General features: G+C 70.3%; 16 protein-coding genes and 1 pseudogene. 13 read left to right on the top strand and 4 right to left on the bottom strand.

What is annotated here, in order from left to right:
* Nucleotides 1–28: 28 nt before the first annotated feature.
* Nucleotides 29–205: a hypothetical protein gene (locus tag ACWCQS_RS21550; protein ID WP_451005903.1), complete on the bottom strand. Its 177-nt coding sequence runs from the start codon at nt 203–205 to the stop codon at nt 29–31.
* Nucleotides 206–751: 546 nt separating this feature from the next.
* Between ACWCQS_RS21550 and ACWCQS_RS21545 the strand changes: the two genes are divergently transcribed.
* Complete coding sequence (locus tag ACWCQS_RS21545; protein ID WP_451005902.1) at nt 752–1,480, top strand: hypothetical protein; 729 nt, start codon at nt 752–754, stop codon at nt 1,478–1,480.
* A 256-nt stretch (nt 1,481–1,736) separates the two neighbouring features.
* Here the strand turns inward: ACWCQS_RS21545 and ACWCQS_RS21540 are convergent, their stop codons facing one another.
* Nucleotides 1,737–2,693: a TRM11 family SAM-dependent methyltransferase gene (locus ACWCQS_RS21540; protein ID WP_451005901.1), complete on the bottom strand. Its 957-nt coding sequence runs from the start codon at nt 2,691–2,693 to the stop codon at nt 1,737–1,739.
* A gap of 24 nt (nt 2,694–2,717) precedes the next feature.
* On the bottom strand, nt 2,718–3,374 hold the full coding sequence (locus tag ACWCQS_RS21535; RefSeq protein WP_451005900.1) for a hypothetical protein: 657 nt from the start codon (nt 3,372–3,374) through the stop codon (nt 2,718–2,720).
* Between the two features lie 470 nt (nt 3,375–3,844).
* Here ACWCQS_RS21535 and ACWCQS_RS21530 point away from each other — a divergent pair, with 470 nt between their 5' ends.
* The 11 genes from ACWCQS_RS21530 to ACWCQS_RS21480 all read left to right on the top strand — a co-directional run bounded on the left by ACWCQS_RS21530 (nt 3,845) and on the right by ACWCQS_RS21480 (nt 18,283).
* A complete protein-coding gene (locus ACWCQS_RS21530) occupies nt 3,845–4,636 on the top strand; it encodes a hypothetical protein (protein WP_451005899.1) in 792 nt (263 codons plus the stop codon).
* Between the two features lie 338 nt (nt 4,637–4,974).
* Complete coding sequence (locus tag ACWCQS_RS21525) at nt 4,975–5,352, top strand: pilin (protein ID WP_451005898.1); 378 nt, start codon at nt 4,975–4,977, stop codon at nt 5,350–5,352.
* Between the two features lie 371 nt (nt 5,353–5,723).
* Nucleotides 5,724–7,349: a hypothetical protein gene (locus tag ACWCQS_RS21520; RefSeq protein WP_451005897.1), complete on the top strand. Its 1,626-nt coding sequence runs from the start codon at nt 5,724–5,726 to the stop codon at nt 7,347–7,349.
* Nucleotides 7,350–7,354: 5 nt separating this feature from the next.
* On the top strand, nt 7,355–8,308 hold the full coding sequence (locus ACWCQS_RS21515; protein ID WP_451005896.1) for a PrgI family protein: 954 nt from the start codon (nt 7,355–7,357) through the stop codon (nt 8,306–8,308).
* Entirely contained in the window at nt 8,305–10,152 is a 1,848-nt protein-coding gene (locus ACWCQS_RS21510; RefSeq protein WP_451005895.1) for a VirB4 family type IV secretion system protein, read from the top strand. The genes ACWCQS_RS21515 and ACWCQS_RS21510 overlap by 4 nt, the downstream gene beginning before the upstream one ends.
* Nucleotides 10,149–12,554: a type IV secretory system conjugative DNA transfer family protein gene (locus ACWCQS_RS21505; protein ID WP_451005894.1), complete on the top strand. Its 2,406-nt coding sequence runs from the start codon at nt 10,149–10,151 to the stop codon at nt 12,552–12,554. Before ACWCQS_RS21510 ends, ACWCQS_RS21505 begins: the two co-directional genes overlap by 4 nt.
* A 49-nt stretch (nt 12,555–12,603) precedes the next feature.
* Complete coding sequence (locus tag ACWCQS_RS21500; RefSeq protein WP_451005893.1) at nt 12,604–13,593, top strand: replication-relaxation family protein; 990 nt, start codon at nt 12,604–12,606, stop codon at nt 13,591–13,593.
* Nucleotides 13,590–14,528, top strand: coding sequence for a C40 family peptidase (locus tag ACWCQS_RS21495; protein ID WP_451005892.1), 939 nt, complete (start codon nt 13,590–13,592; stop codon nt 14,526–14,528). The genes ACWCQS_RS21500 and ACWCQS_RS21495 overlap by 4 nt, the downstream gene beginning before the upstream one ends.
* Nucleotides 14,525–15,412 carry an extensin gene (locus ACWCQS_RS21490; RefSeq protein WP_451005891.1) on the top strand — a complete coding sequence of 296 codons (888 nt, stop codon included), beginning with the start codon at nt 14,525–14,527 and terminating at the stop codon, nt 15,410–15,412. The genes ACWCQS_RS21495 and ACWCQS_RS21490 overlap by 4 nt, the downstream gene beginning before the upstream one ends.
* A gap of 378 nt (nt 15,413–15,790) precedes the next feature.
* Nucleotides 15,791–16,681 carry a hypothetical protein gene (locus tag ACWCQS_RS21485; protein ID WP_451005890.1) on the top strand — a complete coding sequence of 297 codons (891 nt, stop codon included), beginning with the start codon at nt 15,791–15,793 and terminating at the stop codon, nt 16,679–16,681.
* A 150-nt stretch (nt 16,682–16,831) separates the two neighbouring features.
* On the top strand, nt 16,832–18,283 hold the full coding sequence (locus tag ACWCQS_RS21480) for an NF041680 family putative transposase (RefSeq protein WP_451005889.1): 1,452 nt from the start codon (nt 16,832–16,834) through the stop codon (nt 18,281–18,283).
* Nucleotides 18,284–18,533: 250 nt separating this feature from the next.
* Here ACWCQS_RS21480 and ACWCQS_RS21475 read toward each other — a convergent pair whose 3' ends face one another.
* On the bottom strand, nt 18,534–19,202 hold the full coding sequence (locus ACWCQS_RS21475) for a hypothetical protein (RefSeq protein WP_451005888.1): 669 nt from the start codon (nt 19,200–19,202) through the stop codon (nt 18,534–18,536).
* 549 nt (nt 19,203–19,751) lie between these two features.
* Between ACWCQS_RS21475 and ACWCQS_RS21470 the strand changes: the two are divergent.
* Nucleotides 19,752–20,183, top strand: a pseudogene (locus ACWCQS_RS21470) (transposase); the annotation flags it as partial.
* Between the last annotated feature and the right edge of the window lie 32 nt (nt 20,184–20,215).

Genomic DNA, 20,215 nt, shown 5'->3' with positions numbered 1-20,215 from the left:
GCGGCCTGGCCGTGGGCTCGATGAACGGCTACGGCCGCGGCCGGGTGAACAATCCCTGCTCGGTCTCGATCAGAATCCTGCGCTCGGCCAGCCGCTTGAGCTTCAGGCGGACATTGTTCACGTGGTCGGGCGCGATCTGCACGTCCATCGCCTCGCCCACCGCCCGCTCCCGCAACGGGCAGTCGGCCGCGGTGAACACCGCCATGATCTCCTGGTAGGCCGGATGGTCTGGCAGGTTCGGGGCTTGGACCAGCCAGAGAGTGTTGACAGGTCGTCGTAATCGTTGGAGGCCTCTCGGGACGGCCAGGTGCCGCAACCACCACTCCGGTGACCTCTCGTCGGACCGTCCACTACTGTCGAACGCGACGGAGCGGTGCCGCTGAATACGTGACAGCGTTGCAGGTGGTGCAGAACGGATTGGCATCGCGTCCCCGTCGCGCCGAAGACCGGCGCGGGAATCGTCGCCACACGTGACCCAGGCAGAGGCGGCACACCAACCCACGGGCCCCCTCCGATGTACGTCGTCACTGATCGGCGGACCGGCGCTTGACTGCATGCCCGCTTGCGAGCGTCCATGGTCGCGGCCGACGCGCCAAGCGGGATCACGGAGACCACCGTGATGCCCACGCATCGGCCTGTCCGTCCGGAACACTCGCGATGCGCACGCGCCGACGACACCAGCGGCCCCCCAGGGGCCGCGCCCCGGCCGGGGACCTCACTGCTCAAGCCACGAGAAAGCGAGGCCCTCTTCATGCCCGACACCACCATCAGCGACCAATTGACCGGGCTGTCCTCCGCAGTCATCCACGTTTACACCCAACTCGTCGCCTTCACCGACCCCGCCCCCGTCGACGACATCGCCCAAGTCGCCGATACCGCGCGCTCCAGCACCTTCAAGGCCCTCGTCGCCCTCGAGAAGCGAAATCTCGCCCACCGCGACCGGGGCATCAAGAACGGCCCCGATCGCCGCCCCGACCTGTGGCACGCCATCCACACCGGCCCGGCCCCGACGTTCGAACAACCCGGCGCTCGTGAGGACCCAGTGACGCAGGCAATCGACGCAGCCCGCGAGGGTGCACCGGCCCCGGACAGCAGCCACCCAATGAAGGAACCGTACGAGCCCCCAGCTCAGGGAACCGACGAGAAGTCCGACGCGTCGGCATCGCAGCGGACTGCCTCATCCGCTCCGCCACCTGCCCAGTCCCCCGCAGCCCTCCAACCGAATGCCGCCACACCCGCGACCACCTCGCCCGGCGGAAGCAGGCGCCTTGCCCGTGGAGCTCTCCGACAGCTCGTCATCGACCACCTCAACGCCCACCCCGGCGAATCCTTCACCGCCACGAGGATCAGCCGCGTGATCGACCGCTCGTCCGGCGCCGTCGCCAACGCACTCGTCACCCTGTCTACGCAGGGCCTCATCGAACAGGTCACCGATCGCCCGCGCACCTATCGCGCGGCGCCTCAGGAGCCGACTGCATAGTCCGGCAGCAAGGCGAGGCCTGCCGTGCCGGTTCCAGTCTGAGTGAGGAATCGGCACGGCAGCTTCCGTCAACAGCGTGCAGAGCCACACTTGGTGGCCGTAGCGGCTCATCCAATCGGCAGCGGTGGTGGTCTGGCAAGACCCGAAAGCCGTTTGGGGCGTGGCGAGCCATCGGTTGCAGGGCAGCTGAAGCGGCTGACGAGTTGCGCATATCGTGGCCTGTCGGTCAGACGGGTCGGTGGCGGCCACCACCGACTTATGTCCTGTGGGTACGGGATCGGCAAACGCCCTCGGTGGTATGTGTCCGGGGCGCTCGGCTTCCGCACCGTGGCCTGCTCAACGTCAGCGCACCATCGCACGCTCTGGTCGGGCTGACGGGCTTGGTGAAGATGAGGACGTCCTCGTGCTGGATCACCGCGAGCGGAATGCCCCGGCGGCGGGCGTCGCGAACGTTTTTCATCTGGAAGAACGACGGCCGGGTGACCATGCGGCTGTCGTGGATGCCCGCGAGGAGGGCCACGCAGCGTTCGGTGGGAGTCAGGCCGGCGGCTTTCCCGGCGGCCAGGACTGCCGACGGCAGGTCGATGAGTTCGCCCCGTTCGCGCCATGGGCGGGTGGTGACCACGACCGTGCCGCCAGGCCGCAGCATCAAGCGGCACTGGACGAGGATTTCGGTGAAGGCGTCCAGGAGCCGGTCGGTGGAGACATGGGCGAGGTTGGAAGGGTCGTTGCTGTAGCGGTAGTCCTTCTTGACCACGCCGCGTTCTCCGGTCTCGCGGGTGGAGCGGACCTGCCCGTGCACGGAGCTTCCGTACGGCGGTGAGGTGAGAACGAGGTCTACCCGACCGTGGAGGGCTGCGGGGATGAGATGGGTGAGTTTTCGGGCGTCGCCGCAGTGCACGGCCCCGGCGCTGGTGCCGTCCTCTCGGGTGGCGGAGGCGGCGTTGAGGCGTGCGAGGTCGGCCCATTTGGGTTCGTATTCGACGCCGAGGGCGCTGCGGCCGAGGTGGATGGCTTCGACGAGGGTGGTGCCGATGCCGCACATCGGGTCGAGGACCAGGTCGCCGGGGCGGGTGTAGGTGGCGATGGCGTGGGCGGCGATCCGAGGGAGCATCTTGGCGGGGTGGGCGGCCGAGCCGGGCACGTAGTGGCCCTTGCGCTGCGCCGGGGCGGAGGTGGGAGCGGTGTTCCACACCGAGAGGGGGAAGGGCACGGCGGTGTCTCCTCTTTCCCAGGTCTAGGCGTGGCGGATCGCGGACAGGGCGATCAGGTCGCAGTGCGCGACGCCACGGGAGATGTCCGCGGGTAGGACGGGTACGAGGTGGTCGCCGACCGGGTGGGCGTAGGCGACGACGATGTGCTGGAGGTAGCGGAAGCCGGCGGTGCGGGCGCAGGCGATCAGTGTCCCGAGCGGGTCGGTGAGGTGTCCGGCCTGCCGGCGCTGGCGGGTGGCCAGCAGCAGAAGTCCGTAGTCGGGGAGGAGGCGGTGGGCGCGGTGGAAGAAGTCGGGCCAGCCGTCCTCAAGTGCACTGGGCATCCGGCTTTGGTCGGACGGCAGGTCGTCGGTGGGAGCGGGGAGGGAGTCGGGGTGCAGTTCGGCCAGCAGGAGGGAGGGCTTCTTCGCTCCGTCCTGGTCGTCGGTTGGGGTGGTGAAGGGGGTGGTGGGGATGCGGGCGTCCATGCCGGGTGCCGTGTCCCGGATTGCGATCTTGAGGAGTGGGGCGGGTCGGTCGGCGGGGCGTCCGACGAAGTCGGTGCGGATCTTGTCGAGGGCCCAGGCGGGCAGTACCGCACCCGGGATAGGAGCGGCGTTGGGCTCGTCCGGGCCGGGGAGCCACACGGTCGTCGGCAGCAGGTGGGCGGTACCACGGCGGCGAGCATTGGTGTTCGGCATGGGCTGAGCGGCATCCGGGAGAGGGGGGATCCGGCCGTGCTCGTGCTGACGTGGGTAATAGGGACTCGCTGGCTGATCTCCGCCATCGCCTCCTCGGTGTTCGATCTCCTTGGCAGTCACTCCGCGTGCGAGGCGGGCACCGCGGCCTTTCCTCGCCCGGTGTTGCGTTTACACAGGTCACCTCGCATGCGAGCCAATCACGTGCCATCTGCGAGCCACTACCGAGCCACCGAGGGTGAACCTCATGACGGCGATCAGATCACGGCCGAAAAATTCCGTGTTCGAAACGCCTGGCTTCGTCTGATGCGTCGTTCCAGCCCATCGCGGGAGCGGCAGAGCCGGGCCATCGCACATACCGGTCCATTCGACCGGTGGTGACGAGGCACTGGCGTGTGAGTGGGCCGGCGGTGACACGGGGGCCTGGGAGGGGTGGCGGCGGAAGTCGTCCACACCGTCACGGGAGATGCGTCATGCACCACCGTCACCACGCCCACTGCACCACCGCCGCCCGCCCGCAGAGCACCTTTCGTTCCCCGCTCGGAGAGCTGGAACAGACATTCCTCGCCCTGGCCCACGGCTCCGAGCCCCTCACCTTGCCCGCGTACCTGGTCTGCGCCGAACCCGACCGTGCGGCCTGGCCGGTCGACCGGATCCGCACTCACCTGGCCCACCCCTCCACCCGCGCCGACCTGCGCGAGCAGACCTGGCGCGAGGTGGTCCGGCGAGCCCAAGTCCTCGGCGAACCGTGGGATGTGGTCGCCGTGGCCATGACCGTTCCGGTGCTGCGCCGGATGCTCGCCCGGCTGGCCCGCCCCCTCCATCTGGAGCGTGCCGAGGTCGAGCAGGAGGCCTTGGCCGCCGTAGCCACGGCCCTGCGCACGGTGGACCCCGGCGTGGAGCGTCTGGACCGGGAACTGTTCAGCGCCGCCGACCGCGCCGTGCACCGGCTGGTGTACGCAGCACGCCGCAATGCCACCCGGGAAACGGGCGCGCATGCCGTTCCGCTCGAGCACCTGCGCTCCACGTCCCAGGCGGATCACGGTGAGCCGGTGGACGAGCTGACGGTGCTGGCCCGTGCCGTGCAAGCCCGGGTGGTGGACGTGGCGGAGGCGCGACTGATCACCCGTACCCGCCTCGACGGCGAACCCATGAGCCGGCTTGCTGCCGAGCGGGGGGTGAGTGTGCGTCAGCTCTACCGTCACCGCAGCGCTGCCGAGCAGCACTTGGCCGCATATCTGCGACGCCAGCTCCAGGACCTGTAGGACGGCCGACTGGGTGATCTCCGGTGGCTGGATGTCAATTCCATCCAGCGGCCTCTCTATTCACGAGTGACGGCGGCTCAGCCCGGTTTCGGACGATGCCGCCCGTTCCGCTCCGGGGCGGCGGCCGACGCCCCGGGCCGGGTGCCGCACGGCGCGCGGTGAGCACGACCGTCTCGTGCTGACACCCGAGAAACCCGTTCCGCCGCTCCCCCTGAAGGAGGCCGGCCCCGGGCCCAGGGTGCTCACCGCGCGCCTGCGTCTCCCGCCCTTCGGGCGCTCCCTCTCCTGCCACCGGTTTCTGTCCTGTCCGGCCGTGTGCCCTTGGAGGTTTTGCTGTCATGTTCGCAAGTCTCCGTCGGCCGTATCAGCCGGTGGTCCGGTCGCTCGGCCGCTGGTTCTTCCGGCTGGGGTTCGTCGTGGCCTGCACCGTTTCGGCGCTGCTGGCGGACCCACCCTGCGTGTGGGCGGTGGCGGACATCCCTACCGTCATCACGAATCTGCGCAACTGGATCGTCGGCCTCTTGGCGGGGCTCGCCACCCTGTTCCTGACCTTCGGCGGGCTGCGCTACCTGATGGCCGGCGGCGATCCCGGCGAAGTAGAAGCTGCCAAGCGCGGGTTGAAGGCTGCGGCCATCGGCTACGGGCTGGCGATCCTGGCCCCGGTGATCGTGACGGTGCTGCAGGGCATCGTCGGTGCCGGCGGAGGCGGGCGGTGATGCGCAGCGGACCTCTGAGCCGCGCCCTGCCGCTGCTGTTCCTGGCTGCTCTCGTCCTGGTTCCTTTCGCCCGTCCGGCCTCCGCGTACGCCGTGCGTACGGTGGCCTTGGCCCCGGCAGCCCCTGATCCGCCTCAACCGGAACCGCAGCCCGCGCCCGGCCCCGCAGCTTCTTCCCCAGGCCCGGAGCCCGGAACCAGGCCGGATCCCACGCCCGGTGCCACACCATCTCCGGGCCACCCCGCCCCGAAACCGAAACAGCCGGCTTCCTCGGAGCCGACTCCGGGAGCCAGCCCTTCGGCGTGCGAGGCCGCAGGTGTCGGATGCGACAAGGCGAGCGGCTGGGACTTCCTCGACATCCCCGGCCTGATCATGAACGCGGTCACCTCGTTCCTGGGCACGCTGATCGAGCAGATCATGAAGCCGGCCCGCGAATTGCTGGCCGACACCCTGCTGGCCACTCCCGACGTCACCAAGCACGCCGACATCAAGCGGTTGTGGACCTGGATGCTGAGCATCACCGCCGGGATCTACGTGCTGTTCGTCACCGCGGGCGGCATCACGGTCATGGGCTACGAGACCGTCCAGAACCGCTACGCCCTGCGGCAGATCGCCCCGCGCCTGCTGCTGGGGATGGTCGCGGCGGCTTCCTCTCTGACCGTGATGGGCAAGGCGATCAGTCTGTCCAACGCCCTCGCTCACGCGATCATGGCTACCGACATGGCGGACGCCGGGCAGGGCATGGTGGAACGCGTCCTGCCCTTCGCGTTGTTCGGTGCCACGGGCCTACAGCTGTACCTGATCATTCTGGCGCTCGTGACGACGGTGCTGGTGCTCGCGGTGCTGATCGGCTTCCTGGTCCGCGTGGCGGTGATGGCGCTGCTGGCCGCCTTTGCGCCCCTGATGCTGGCGTGTCACGCCCATCCGCTGACCGATCCGGTGGCCCGCCTGTGGTGGCGTGGTCTGGCCGGGTGCCTGGTCATCCAGGTCGCCCAGTCGATGACGTTCATCCTCTCTTTGAAGCTGTTTTTCGCTCCCGGCGCCACCGCCCTGGGCATCCCCAAATCCGACCAGCTGGGCACGATGCTTGCCGGAGTGGCCCTGTTCTGGGCGCTGTTTAAAATTCCCGGCTGGACGCTGCAGGTCGTCCTGCGCGGCACCCCCGTGCGTAATCCCCACGCACCCACCGGACTGCGGGTACTCAGGCACTTGGCGATGTACCGGCTCATGGACCATTACCTGCCGGGCATGGCCCTGCTGCGTCGCCGCCCTGGCGGTGGTGGGGGCGCCGGATCGCCCCTGGGCCGTGGCAGGCCCGGAGGTGGCGGAGGTGGCGGTGGTGGCCGTCCGGGACGGGGAAGGGGCGGGCCCCGTGGGGGCCGACCGCCCGCCGCAGGATCCGGGCATGGAGGTGTTCGAGGCCGGGGCAGGGCCCTGCTGGCCCGTGGCCGAGCGGTCTTCTTCCGTCCTGTTGGCCAGCGGGGAGCATCGGGTCACTCCTCCCCCGGTGCACCAGCCGGGCCAGGCACGGGCCGCGCCGGCGGCGCTGGTGCGCATCCGGTCCCCGCCACAGCTGGCGCTCCTGGCCCTGTTCCCCGACCGGGCCGGGCTCTCCAGCGCCGCGGGCCCAGGGCGGCTTCTCCCCTACGGACACCGAGAGGTCCCCGCGCTGTGCTCCACCCCGCCCAGGCCCGCCAGATCCGGCAACTAGCCCTGCCCGTCGCCGCCCCACGCACTGCCACCCGTCCGCCGAGGCCCACCCAGCTGTGGCTGCCCATCCACGCCGAGCGCGGCCCGGCACCGTCCCCAGCGTCCCGTGCTGTGCCCGCTGCGTCTGCGCCAGTGGCCCGCGCCGTGCCCGCGCCACCGCCGGCGGTTCGGCCGGCCCCTGCCGCCCGAGGACGCCAACTGGCCCTGCCCATTCCCGCCCGCCGCGTCCGCGTGCGGCCGCCGCGCCCGATGCAGCTGCGCCTGCCCCTCGAACCACCACGGAGGTAACCCGTATGCATCCATCCGATGAGGCGGCAGACGCCCCCTACCCCACCACCCGCATTCCGGCCGACATCTCCCGCCCCGACCGCCTTCTGGGGCCTTTCACTGCCCGGCAGACGGCCATCCTCGCGATCGCGGCGCTCGTGCTGTACGGCGGCTGGTGGGCCACACGCCCCTTCATGACGCCGCTCGCGTACGCGGTCCTCGTCATCCCGATTGCCGGGGCGGTAGCCGCCCTCGCAGTCGGCCGCCGGGAGGGAATCGGCCTCGACCGCTTTCTGCTCTGTGCGCTCGCCCATGCCCGCGCCCCGAAACGGCAGGTTCACGCCCCCGAAGGCGTACCACCCCTGCCCATCGCCGTTCCCGACCGCTGGGCCGCAGCCGCAGGCCCGCCTCCAGCCGCGATGCGCATGCCGTACGACGGCATCACCGCTGACGCAGTGCTCGACCTGCACCGTGAGGGGAAGGCGGCCCTGGCCACGTGCTCTACGGTCAACTTCGAACTGCGCTCGGCGGCCGAGCAGCAGAGCCTGACCGCAGCGTTCGCGCGCTGGCTCAATTCCCTGACCGGGCCCACCCAGCTGCTGGTGCGCTGCCACCGCATCGACCTCGCCCCACTCGCCGACACCCTGCAGCAGGACGCCGCCGCACTACCGCACCCCGCGCTGGAGCGCGCCGCTCGAGCGCACGCCGACTTCCTCGCCGACCTCGCCACGGGCACCAACCTGCTCGGCCGACAGATCGTGCTGGTCGCCCGCGAAGAAGCCACGGCACCGGGCGGGCGACGTCAGGCGGGCGAAGGGCGGGTCCGTCAGCGGGTGGCCGAGGCTGCCCACGCACTGACCGCCGCCGAGATCACTGTTACGCCGCTGGACGCCGAGCAGAGCGCCGAGTTGGTCCGTGCGGCCTGCAACCCAGACACCCCCGCCCCCGCCGAGGACGGATCGGAAGGTGAGCTCGTATGAACCGGCTTCGCTTCCGTCGCCGGAACATTGCCGCCGAGCCGCCGAGGGTTGACAGCGCCCATCTGCTGGATGTGGCGGGCCCCGAGGCGATCGAGGTGCACGCTCGGGCCCTGGCCATCGGCGCGCACGTGGCCACCACGCTGGTGGTCACCGGCTACCCGGCCGAGGTCACCCCCGGCTGGCTCACCCCACTGCTGAACTTCCCCGGCCACCTCGACATCGCCCTGCATATCGAGCCCGTACCCAACGCGGTCGCCGCTGCCGGGCTGAAGAAGCAGCGGGCCCGCCTGGAGTCCGGACGCCGCACCGGCTTCGACAAGGGCCATTTGGACGATCCCGAGGTGGAGGCCGCCGCCGCGGATGCCGCCGATCTCGCCTACCGGATCGCCCGGGGCGAGGGAAAGCTCTTCCACGTCGCCCTCTACCTGACCGTACATGCCCCGGACGAGGAGAGCCTGGCCGAGCAGGCCGCCGCCGTACGGGCGATCGCCGAGTCCCTGCTCATGACCATCGCCCCCACCACCTACCGGGCTCTGCCCGGCTGGCTCGCGACCCTCCCCCTGGGCATCGACACACTGAAGATCCGCCGTACCTTCGACACGGCCGCGCTCGCCGCCTGCTCCCCCTTTACCAGCCCGGACCTGCCGATCACCACGGCCGAGGACGGAGTCGCATCCGGGGTGCTCTACGGTCTCAACGCGGTCTCCGGTGCGCCCGTGCTGTGGGACCGCTTCGCGCAGGACAACTACAACTCCATCACTCTGGCCCGCTCCGGCGCCGGGAAGTCCTACCTGACCAAACTGGAACTGCTGCGGCTGCTGTTCACGGGCGTGACGGCCTCGGTCATCGACCCGGAGGACGAGTACGTCCGCCTCGCCGAAACCGTCGGCGGGCACGTCATCGCGCTCGGCGCCGACGGCGTACGCCTCAACCCCTTCGACCTCCCCGCAGCACCGGACAGCAGCGAGGACGTCCTGACGCGGCGCGTGCTGTTCCTGCACACCTTCCTCGACGTCCTGCTGAGTAGCGATGTGACCGCGGCCGAGAAGGCAGTCCTGGACCGCGCCATTCTCGCCACATACGCACGCGCGGGAATCACCACAGACCCCCGCACCTGGCAGCGCACCCCACCGACCCTCGCCGACCTCGCCACCGTCCTGGCTGAGGACGGAAGCGAAACCGCATCTGATCTCGCCGACCGGCTCACTCCGTTCACCACCGGCTCGCACGCACGGCTGTTCAACGGCCACAGCACCGCCTCCACCACCGGGCATCTCGTGGTGTTCGCTCTGCGTCAGCTGCCCGAAGAGGTCAAGGCACCGGCCATGCTGCTCGCGCTGGACGCGATCTGGCGGCAGGTCACTCACCGAACACAACCGGGCCGGCACCTGGTCGTGGTGGACGAGGCGTGGCTGCTGATGCGCGACGGCGCCGGTGCCGGCTTCCTGTTCCGCATGGCCAAGGCCGCCCGTAAACGCTGGACCGGCCTCGCGCTGGTGACCCAAGATGCCGATGACGTCCTCGCCTCCCCGCTCGGGCGGGCCATCGTCTCCAACGCGGCCACCCAGATCCTGCTCCGCCAGGCCCCGCAAGCCATCGAGGTGATCAGCGACAACTTCCATCTCTGCCACGGCGAGCGGGAATTCCTGCTCACCGCGACACGCGGCGAGGCCCTGCTGCTGACCGGGGACCGCCGCCACAAGGTGGCGCTGATCAGCGTCGCGGCACCGGGCGAGCACGAAGTGATCACGACGGATCCGGGCGAACTCGCATCCCGATATCTGGCAGACGAGGATCCCGATACCGATGACGCCTCCGGTGACGAGGCGGGATGGGAGTCATGACGGCGCGCCTCCCCCACGCCGCCTCGACGCCGGGTGGGCCCTTGGTGGACTTCCTTACTGACCCAGGCGGTTTCTGGACCACGAACAGTGGCCACGGCGTCGGCTGGCTCGCGGTCCACGCTCCCGTCCTCGCTCCGTGCGTGGCTGTCGCCGTGGCCGGCGGCTCGACGCTGAGGTATCGCCTGCGCCTGTGGCACGAGCGGCGCCTCGCCCAGGGCGCACGCTGCGTGGAAATCTTGGCGCCGCCCACGGTCGCTCCCCGAGGGGGTGAAGTCCTGTGGGCCCAGCTCGCCGGTCTCCTGCGCCCCTGGTGGCGCCGGGTCACGACGGGCCAGCCGCACCTCGCCTTCGAATACACCTGGTCCCACACCGGGCTGTCCATCCGGCTGTGGCTGCCCGGCACCGTGCCCCTGGGCTTGGTACGCCGCGCCGTCGAGGCCGCCTGGCCCGGCGCCCACACCCGCATCACCAACCCCGCCCCGCTCCTCCCGCCCGGCCACACCGTGACCGCCGGGCGGCTGCGCTCCGCCCGCCTGGACGTGATGCCGCTACGCACCGACCACGCCACCGACCCACTTCGGGCACTGCTCCAAGCCGCCACCGGCATGGGAGAAGACCAGACCGCGTGCGTGCAGATCCTCGCCCGCCCCGCCACCGGCAGCGCCTTGCGCAGGGCCCGCCGCCAGGCCCGCAGGCTGAAAGCCGGACACGCTCCCGCCCGGCCATTCGCCCTCGCCGCGCTCCTTCTCCATCGCGCCCAGCCCACCACCACCGGTAAACAGGACCCCGAACACGGCGCCACCGTACGGCAATCGGCTGCCAAACTCTCCGGCCCGCAGTGGCACTGCGTCCTCACCTACGCCGCTACCTGCTCCAGCACAGCAGAGCGTGCCGAGGACGTGGCGCGCGGCCGGGCCCACGCGCTCGCCTCGGCCTTCGGCCTGTACGCCGACCGCAACTACCTCGTGCGGACCCGCCTGCGCCGCCCCGAGCCGCATCTGAGCAGCCGGTGTTTCCCGTTCGCGCGGCCGGCGCTGCTGTCGGTCCCGGAACTCGCCGCTCTGGCCCACCTTCCCGTCGATGCGGACGCGCCCGGCCTCCAGCGGGCCGGAGCCCGCTCCATCCTGCCCCCACCCACCGTCCCCGAACCCGCGCCCGGCAACGGGGTCAAGCCCCTCGGCCACTCGGACACCGGTGCCCGCCGCGGCGTCGGGCTCGCGGTCACCGACGCCCGCCACCACCTCCATGTCATGGGCGCGACGGGCTCCGGCAAATCCACCCTCATCGCCAACCTCGTCCTCGACGACGTGCGCAACCACCGCGGCGTGATCGTCATCGACCCCAAGGGTGACCTGGTCACCGACCTGCTGGACCGCCTCCCTGACACCTGCGCCGACCGGCTGGTCCTCATCGACCCCGACGACCCGTACACCCCGCCCTGCCTGAACGTCCTCGACGGCGCGGACATCGACGTCGTCGTCGACAACATCACCGGCATCTTCCGCCGGATCTTCACCGCCTTCTGGGGACCACGCACCGACGACGTGATGCGCGCCGCGTGCCTGACCCTGCTCAAACACCGCGAGCGCACCCGCCAACTGGTCACTCTCGCCGACGTCCCCCGCCTGCTCGGCGAGTCCGCCTACCGGCTGCGGATCATCCCCGCGCTCAAGGACCCCGTACTGCGCGGCTTCTGGGACTGGTACGAGTCCATGTCCGACCCCTCCCGAGCAGCCGTGGTCGGCCCGGTGATGAACAAGCTACGGGCCTTCCTGCTGCGCGACTTCGCCCGCCGCGCCATCGCCGCCGGCCCCTCCACCTTCGACCTCGCCGGCGTCCTCGACGGGGGCATCCTGCTCGCCCGTCTGCCCAAGGGAGCGCTCGGTGAGGAGACCGCCCGGCTGCTGGGCTCGTTCATCGTCGCCGGTACCTGGCAGGCCGCCGCCGCCCGAGCCCGCACACCCGAGCACGCCCGGATCGACGCCACGCTCAGCATCGACGAGGCACACAACTTCCTGACCCTGCCGTATCCGCTGGAGGACATGCTCGCCGAGGCACGCGGCTACCGCCTGTCCATGCTGCTGGCCCACCAGCACCTCGCCCAACTGCCCCGCGACCTGCGCGAAGGCATCTCCGCCAACGCCCGCAACAAGATCTTCTTCAACGCCTCCCCGGAAGACGCGGGCGCCCTGGAACGGCACACGCTCCCGACGCTGGGAGCGCACGACCTCGCCCACCTTGGCCCTTACCAGGCTGCCGCGCACCTGCTCACCGGCGGCGCGGAGTCCGCGGCGTTCACCCTCACCACCCGTCCCCTGCCACCCCCGGTGCCCGGCCGGGCCAAGGACCTGCGGGCGGCAGCCGGCGGACGCATCGGGCCACGGCCGGCCACCCGTCCCTGATCCACACCCTCACCCCTGTTCTCTCCACGCCTTCCGGTGGTGATCTGTCATGTCCGCACTGCCCCGCCCCGCCGTGGGCCCCGGCTCCCGCTACACCGCCCGCGCCGCCACCACCCGTCCGCGCCCGGCCCGGCACACCGACGTCGCCGCGCTCTCCCGCACCCTCACCGCCCGCGACCTCTGGCTGACCCGGATGCTCCACGAACACCGCGTCCTGACCACCCACCTGATCGCCGCCCTCGCCTACACCTCCCTGCGCTCCGCCCAGCGCCGCCTGCGCACCCTGCATCAGCACGCCGTCCTGGACTCCTTCCGCCCTCTGACCCAGACCGGCTCCGCGCCCGAGCACTACACCCTCGGCCCCGCCGGCGCCGCGGTCCTCGCCGCCCACGCCGGCTGCGACCTCGCCGACCTCGGCTGGCGCCCTAGCCACACCGGCCGCATCGCCTACTCCCCCTCCCTCGGCCACGACCTCGGCGTCAACGAACTCCTCACCCACCTCGCCGCCCACGGCCGCACCACCCCTGAAACCGGTCTCCCGCTCTGGCTGTCCGAACGCTCCTGCGTCCGCCGCTGGGGTGACCTGGTCCGGCCCGACGCATACGCGCACTGGCGCGACGGTGAGCAGATGCTGCCGTTCTTCCTCGAATACGACACCGGCAGCCAGCCCCTCGCACGGGTCGAGGCCAAACTCACCGGCTACGCCGCCTTCGCCACGACGGCCGCCGCCCGGCCGGTTCTGCTCATCCACACCCGCACCGCCTCCCGCGACCAAGCGCTCCGCCGCCGTCTCGCCACCCCCGCCCGGGAGCTGGGCCTGAACGTCGTGACCTCGTCCGCGGACTTCACCACCACCGAGCCCTGGGGCCCCTGGTGGAGCCCGCTCGGCCCGGGAGACACCCGCCGGACCACCCTCACCAGCCTCGCTGCGCGCTGGCCGGGCATCGGGCCTGCTGCCGAGCTGGAACCGACCGACGCCGACACCGCCCTCACCCTCCCGGTGCCCCCGCTCCCACCGGCACCCGAGGCAGCGGCGTGAGTTCCCTGTTCGCCAAGACCGCCACAGGCGTCGGCTGCGCGGTCATCGCCCTGCCGATGCTGCCCGCTCTCGCCGTCGCCGCGTTGCTGGGCGGGCTGTCCTCCGGCGGCAGTGTGGCAGCCTCACCGAGCAAACAGGCGCTGGCGGACATCCCCGCGTACATGCTCGCCCTCTACCAGCGCGCCGCCCCCGAGTGCCCGGGCCTGTCCTGGACGATCCTCGCCGCGATCGGCAAGGTCGAGACCGACCACGCCCGCAACCCGGACATGGTCTCCTCGGCAGGCGCCGTCGGACCGATGCAGTTCCTGCCGTCCACCTTCCACGCATACGCCTACCCGGTGCCGGCGGGCGGTAGGAAGCCGCCCACGCCGTGGGACCCGCTCGACGCCGTCTACGCTGCCGCCCGGCTGCTGTGCGCCAACGGCGCGAAGAACGGCACGAACCTGCGGCACGCCATCTGGAGCTACAACCACTCTGACGCCTACGTGAACCAGGTCCTCAACATCGCCCACAGGTACGAGGCTGCAGCCCCCGCCCCGACCGGAGCTGCCGCCAAGGCGATTGCCTTTGCCCGCGCCCAGCTCGGCACCGCCTACGTATGGGGAGGAGACGGTCCGGCTGATGGCGGCTTCGACTGTTCCGGCCTGACCCAGGCCGCCTATCATGCCGCCGGCATCGACATCCCACGCGTCGCGCAAGCCCAGTACGATGCCGGCCCCCGCCTCCCCAAGGGCACTCAACTACTCCCGGGCGACCTGCTGTTCTTCGGCAATAGCGCCCGCGCCATCACGCACGTCGCCCTCTACGCAGGTGCCGGGCAGGCCATCGATGCCCCACACCCCGGAGCCGTCGTCCGCCAAGGTCCCGCCCGCACCGACTCCCCCACCTTCCAAGGCGCGACACGGCCCTCACTGCGAGAAAGCGCTGCCCGGTGAAGCAGATCGCGTCCCGTGAAGCCGTCGGTCTGCTACGCACCATGACCTGGGTATTGTGCGCGGTCGGGCTCCTCGCCCTGGTCTTCACCACCGTCAACGTCACCCGCTTCGCCACCAGCCGCAACGTCCCGCTGCCCATCGCCATCCTCCTCGACCCGATGATCGGCACCGCGCTCGCCGGAGTCCTGTACGTGGACGCACGCCTGGCCTCCTGGGGGATCCGCCCACCGGCCTGGTCGACCGCGCTGCGCTGGAGCGCCGGCTGCACCGCCGCTCTCATGAACTCCTGGGAGAGCCTGTGGCCCGACGGACAGATCGGCTGGCCCCGCCGGGCCGATCCAGCAGCTGTCCTCCTGCACCTGACCCCGGCCCTGCTCCTGATCGCCCTGACAGAAACGATCGCCGCCTACCGCCGGACCATCACCGACCTCATGGAACGGATCGCCACCACCAGCCCTGCCGGTCAGCACTCCACTCCCGCTCTCAGCACGCCCCGATCGGCCCAGGAGACCAGCGCTCCCGATACCGACCGTCCCGATCCGCTCACCGCCTCAGGACCAAGCAGCCGAACCAGTCCCGCTCCCGTCGCGATCGGCGTCCCCGCCACCACGGACACCAACCGCGAACGGCCCGACACGGGCCACGACGCACGCGACCATTCCGCGCTGGTGCCCGGTCCCCCACCAACCGACGACATGGCGGCAGACGCCGACGTGTGGCCACGCGCCGTCGCGCTGCACGAGGCAGCCCGCGCCACCACCGGGAAACCCATCAGCGTCTGGCGGCTGCGCACCGATCTGCGCATCGGGCCGCGGCGCGCCCAGCAGATCCGCGAGCAGCTCCTCGTACGCGATCACAACCCACCACCGACCTCCGCTCATTGAACCGGCCGCCCGCCACCCGATCGGTCACAGCCCCGGGACCGATCGGACCCGGTGGACGGAGTGTTCCAGCTCCGTTCGCCGATCGGCACACACCCGGCCCACCGCACACATCCAACGGTCGTACGCACCCTCTGAGCTGGTCCGATCCGGAAGGGATCTGCCCGCTTGACTTCCCGCCGGAGCAGAGCGTCCATGGTCGTGGCCGACGGGCTCGGCGGGTCACGGGGAATCCGTGAACCCTCCCATGCCACGGCCATGTCCGCGCGGGAGACACGCGATGCGCACGCGCCCGGCGAACATCCGCGGCCCGCACCCTGCGGTTCCGCCCCCGGCCGGGGACCTCACCCACCCGCCAGCAGACGGAACAGAGGCTCCCTCATGTCCGACAACCCCACGAACAACACGCCCACGTTGCGTGCCGTACCCGACCCCGAACCACTGGCCCAGCTGAGCGTCGCCACCGGCGCCGTCTACGCCAAACTGGTCACCCTCACTGACAACGACGGGGCCACGACCGTCGAGCTCGCCCTCGCCACCGGCCTGGGCCGCTCCACCACCGGCAAGGCGCTGGTCAACCTGGAGGAAAAAGGACTGGCCATCCGCACCCCCGGTGGTCACGACGGCCCCCGCCGCACCCCCGACCGCTGGCGCGCCGCGCCCGCCCCCTGGACCAGCAGCAGCAACGCCTCCGGTACGCAAGAGGCCAAGCCCACTGACTCGGAACCTTCCGCCCCCCACACGTCCGAGTCGCAAGCCAGCCACACGGACCCCGAGAGTGCCCCGGCCGCCGCAACCACAACCGACAGCGAGGAATCGAGCACCGTCGACGAGGCGAGCGCCACCATCGCATCCGTAGCCGACGCGCCGCACGACACCTCGCACCAGGACGGCAAGCAGCCCGCCGAAGACGTCGGGAACGGAGCCGACGCACACGACATCGGTAGCAACGACGGCCCGGAGCCCGAGAACGCACCCGAACCCGCCCGGCAGGCAAGCCCCGAAGAGCCGGCGACGGCACCGGCGACAGCAGCCATCCAGATGGGCGAGAGGAAGCGGCTCGCGCCCGGAGCGCTCCGCCAGATGGTCATCGACCATCTGCGGGCACATCCCGACGGGGCATTCACCGCTACCAAGATCAGCCGCGTAATCGAGAAGTCCTCGGGCGCCATCGCCAACGCCTTGGACAAGCTGGTCAAGGAGGGCATCGCAGAGCAGATGAGCGATCGGCCGCGCACCTACCGCATGGCGACGCCGCACGGCAACGCGTAGCCACTCAACAGCAGCCAACCGGGGTTAGCTTGATCTTTAACCTCGCCGGGTCACCTGACCTGCTGATCTTGGCTGTTTCGTGAGACAGCAGGGGCGGCCGTTCTTCACGCTTCGAGGTGTCGAGCAACGTCGCGTGAAGGAACGGCCGCTGTGAAGAGTCTGGCTTCTGCAGGTCCCGCTGACGCCGCGCTGAGCGTGCTGTCCCACTTTCGTGTCGAGTTCTACGACTGCCTTTACAGCCGTGCGGATGCGCTCTTCGAGCTCACCGACGCGGTGCTGTGCGCCGATGGCCCGGTGACATCGCTGGTCGAGCTGACGCTCACGGCCGAGCACCGGCGCGGGCACGGGGCGATGTACGACGCGGTCAACCACGGCTGGCTGGAGCCGCGCCGCCTGCGCAGGCTGCTGGCCTCCACGCCGCTGCCGCGGGCCGCCGACGGGCGGATCGTGCTCGCGGTGGACGTGAGCAACTGGCTGCGTCCCGACGCCCCCACCAGCCCTGATCTGCTGTTCTGCCACGTCTACGGGCGAGGCCGCAGCGCGGATCAGTTCATCCCCGGCTGGCCCTACTCCTTCGTCGCCGCCCTGGAGACGGGACGCACCTCGTGGACCGCCGTACTGGACGCGATCCGGCTCGGGCCGGCCGACGACGCCACGGCGGTGACCGCCGCCCAGATCCGTGACGTCTTCACCCGACTGGTGTGCGCCGGGCAGTGGCGGCCGGGCGACACGGACATCCTCGTCGTGATGGACTCCGGCTACGACGTCACCCGCCTCGCCTACGTCCTGGCCGATCTGCCCATCGAACTGGTCGGCCGGCTGCGCTCGGACCGGGTGATGCTCCGCGACGCCGGCCCGCGCCGCTCGACCCCGCGCGGCGGGCAGCCCCGCAAGCACGGCGGCGTTCTCACCTTCTCCAAGCCGGACTCCTGGCACACCCCCGACCAGGCAACCACTTGCGACACCACCCGCTACGGCCGGGCCGAATCGTTCGCCTGGGACCGGATGCACCCCCGTCTGACCGCCCGCGGCCCCTGGCTCGACCACTGCGGCGAACTCCCTCTGATCCACGGCACGTTGATCCGTCTCAAAGTAGACCGCCTGCCAGGCGACCGCGACCCGAAACCCGTCTGGCTGTGGTCCTCACGCACCGGCTTGACCGGCGAAGACGTCGATGTGCGCTGGCAGGCGTTCCTGCGCAGATTCGATCTTGAGCACACTTTCCGGCTGTTCAAGCAGACCCTGGGCTGGACGGTCCCCAAGGTCCGCGACCCCGCGACCGCCGACCTGTGGACCTGGCTGATCATCGTCGCCCACACCCAGCTCCGCCTCGCCCGGCCCCTCGCCGAGGATCTGCGCCGCCCTTGGGAACGGCCCGCTGAGCCACGTCGGCTCACACCAGCCCGGGTCCGCCGAGGGTTCCGCCACCTCCGCGAGAGGACCGCCCGTCCCGCGGGCGTGCCCAAACCCTCCAAGCCCGGCCCCGGGCGCCCACCCGGCTCGAAAAACCGCAGGCCAGCCCCACGCCACGAACCGGGGAAGACCGTGAAACGAGCCGAAACCCTCACCGAACACGTCCGCTTGAAACAGCAGCGAGGATAAAGATCAAGGTTAGAAGCTGTTGCTGTACCGATGTTGGCGTCCGTCGCTCGAACGTGAGGCCCGGTGACGTTCCTCGGCTGGGTGGTCTTCGGCAGGGCGGCGCATGAAGGCAGGGCCTCTTGGTAGCTCGGAGGTTGTTGAAGCCACGAGCAGCCCCAGGAGGCCCTGCTGTTGCAGTGTTTCGCGTTCGCGGCCGCGGAGTCCACCTCGTGTCGACGACGCGTGAGGCCTGACCCTCTGACGGCGGATATCAGCTCGTCAGCTGTGAGACGCCGATGATCTGGTCCTTCGGCGGAGCCTGGACGGTGACGGGGTCGTCGTAGCGGGAAAAGAGCGCCGTGCCGGCGTCCTTGCCGGTAGGCCTTGCGATCTTCAGCGGATACGGCGTGCCGGTCGCTGCCACGTAGAGGTACATCAGCGAGCCGTCGGTGTCACGGCCCTTCAGTACCACCGTTGGCACTCCGCCCATCGTCGCGGTGCCGGACTTGGCGATGTCGGTTTCGTTGTCGTCCGTCGCTACCTCCTTGAGGAAGGCGTTCAGGTCGCAGAACTTCGCCAGGTCCTTCATGTCCGCCGAGGATGTGAGGTTGAGCCACTTCCCCGCGAGCCGATTCCTCGCGGCGGCGGGGACGCCCATTGCTGTGATCATGGCCTGGTCGGGCTGCATCAGAACCTGCCCGTCCGACTTGATCATGTGGAAGCTGCCCTGGGCGCCCATGCTCAGCCGGTTGTCGCAGTGGCCCACCCGGTCCATCCTCATGGTGCCGCTCGTTTTGCCGTTTCCCTTCGATTCGAGGGTTATAGTCAGCGACGAGGCATGCTTCAGTGCATTCTCTGCCTTGTCGGAGATCTGCTGGGCGGTGAGACCGGTGAGCTGCGAGGTCGGCGCGGTTGAGGGCGCCGCGGGGGTGCCGCCCACTTTGGCGGAGGCCGCGGTATGGGACCCGCACCCCGTGGCGAGTGCGGTGAGTGCGGTGCAGGCAAGGGTGGCGGTGAGGAACCGCAACGGGCGCATTCTGCCTCTTTCTGGATCAAGTCTGTGACCGGCCTGAGAAGGCGGCACGAGAAGGTAACACGGCTGTCTGGGGTGCCCATTGCCCTGCGTTATCGGGCACTGATCCGCCGACAAGGAAACGCTCATCCCGGTCCCGCCACCTGCGTCAGCACCGTAGGCACCTACGTCCAGCACATGCCGATCGCGGAGAGCTGTTGTCGTTCCGATCTTGAGAGGTGCGCGTCGAACGGGAGTCTCGATCGAGTGATTGCTGCTGGCCGCGGGCATGAGAACAGGGCCTCTTGGTAGCTCGGGGTTGCGAAGCCAACCGAGATCCAGGCGACCCTGTTGCGGCAGTTGTACGTGCTCGCGCCGGTGGAGTTCAACTCGGCTGTACCGGCGCGTGATTGTGTCGCTGACCGGTTCGGGCATGCGGCCGATCATCCGGAACGTGTTCGGCGGTATCCCTCGGACATGACGGACGCGGAGTGGTCCGTGGTCCGGCCGCTGCTGCCGGTGCCGGGCTGGCTGCGTGGCCGGGGCGGCGGGCCGGAGGCGTACTGCCACCGTGCCAGGCTCGATGCGATCCGGTATCTCGTGGACAACGGGATCAAGTGGCGCGCGATGCCCTGGGACTTCCCGCCGTGGGACCGGGTCTATGCATTCTTCCGCCGCTGGCGTGACCATGGCCTGGTCAGGGAGTTCCGCGACCGGCTGCGCGGACAGGTCCGCGAGAAGGTGGGCCGGGATCCGGAACCGACGGCTGCGATGATCGACTCACAGTCGGTCAAGGCTGATGCCGTCGTCGGATCGGACAGTCGCGGCTTCGACGGCGGCAAGCTGGTCAACGGGCGCAAGCGGCACGTCGTGGTCGACACCCTTGGCCTGCTACTGGGCGTGAGGGTCACCGCCGCGGACATCGGCGACCGAACCGCCGC

It is taken from the genome of Streptomyces sp. NPDC002076, from assembly GCF_053593835.1.
The sequence above is the reverse complement of the archived record's forward strand: the minus strand, read 5'-3'. Positions and strand labels throughout refer to the sequence as shown.